The 1,251-nt window shown below is 63.7% G+C and carries 1 protein-coding gene; it reads left to right on the top strand.

Going from position 1 to position 1,251, the window contains the following annotated elements; all coding sequences use genetic code 11:
* The coding region (locus EN935_RS36515) for a strawberry notch C-terminal domain-containing protein (protein WP_206534671.1) at positions 1–1,251 on the top strand (1,251 nt) is incomplete at both ends.

Here is a 1,251-nt window from a genome sequence, read left to right as displayed (position 1 = left end):
TCGTCTATGTCTCGGCCACTGGCGCGACCGCGGTCGAGAACCTCGCCTATGCGCAGCGTCTCGGCATCTGGGGCAGCGAGGATTTTCCCTTCGCCAACCGCGCCGAGTTCGTCGCCGCAATAGAGGATGGCGGTGTCGCAGCAATGGAAGTGCTCGCCCGCGATCTCAAATCGCTCGGCCTCTATGCGGCGCGTTCGCTCTCCTATGACGGTGTCGAATACGACCTGCTCGAGCATGCGCTGACCGAGGAACAGATCCGCATCTACAATGCCTATGCCGATGCGTTCCAGGTCATTCACAACAACCTGACCGCCGCACTCGAGGCGACCAACATCACCAACGAGGCCGGCACGCTGAACCGCGACGCAAAATCGGCGGCGCGCTCGGCCTTCGAGAGCACCAAGCAACGCTTCTTCAGCCATCTCATCACCTCGATGATGACGCCGACCCTGATCGGCGCGATCGAAAAGGACCGGGTCCGAGGTCATTCGGCGGTCGTGCAGATCGTCTCGACCGGCGAGGCGCTGATGGAACGACGTCTTGCCGAAATCCCGACCGAGGAATGGTCGGACCTGCATGTCGACGTCACGCCGCGCGAGTACGTCGGCGGGTACTTGATGCACTCCTTCCCAACCCAATTGTTCGAGGAATATTCGGACGCGGAGGGGAACGTCTATTCGCGGCCTGTCCACGACGAAGATGGCAATCCGGTTCAATGCCGCGAGGCCGTTCGCCGGCGCGACGAGATGGTCGAAAAACTCGCATCGCTGCCGCCGGTCGGCAGCGCGCTCGACCAAATCATCCATCACTTTGGCACCGACACCGTCGCCGAGGTGACCGGCCGGTCGCGCCGCATCGTGAAGAAGACCGGCCGCGACGGCATCGACCGGCTGGCCGTGGAAAACCGCCCTGGTTCGGCCAATCTCGCCGAGACCCAGAGTTTCATGGACGACGACAAGCGCGTACTGATCTTTTCGGACGCCGGCGGCACAGGCCGCTCCTACCACGCTGATCTCGGGGTCAGGAACCAGAGGCTGCGCAAGCACTATCTGCTCGAAGCCGGCTGGCGCGCCGACAATGCCATCCAGGGACTCGGACGGACCCACCGCACAAATCAGAAGCAACCTCCGTTGTTCCGGCCCATGGCCGCCAATGTGAAGGCCGGCAAGCGCTTCCTGTCGACGATCGCACGACGGCTCGACACGCTCGGCGCGATCACGCGCGGCCAGCGCCAGACTGGCGGGGCAGGGC

Origin of the sequence: Mesorhizobium sp. M7D.F.Ca.US.004.03.1.1 (genome assembly GCF_003998635.1) — a bacterium.
Classification (GTDB): domain Bacteria; phylum Pseudomonadota; class Alphaproteobacteria; order Rhizobiales; family Rhizobiaceae; genus Mesorhizobium; species Mesorhizobium loti.
The sequence above is the reverse complement of the archived record's forward strand: the minus strand, read 5'-3'. Positions and strand labels throughout refer to the sequence as shown.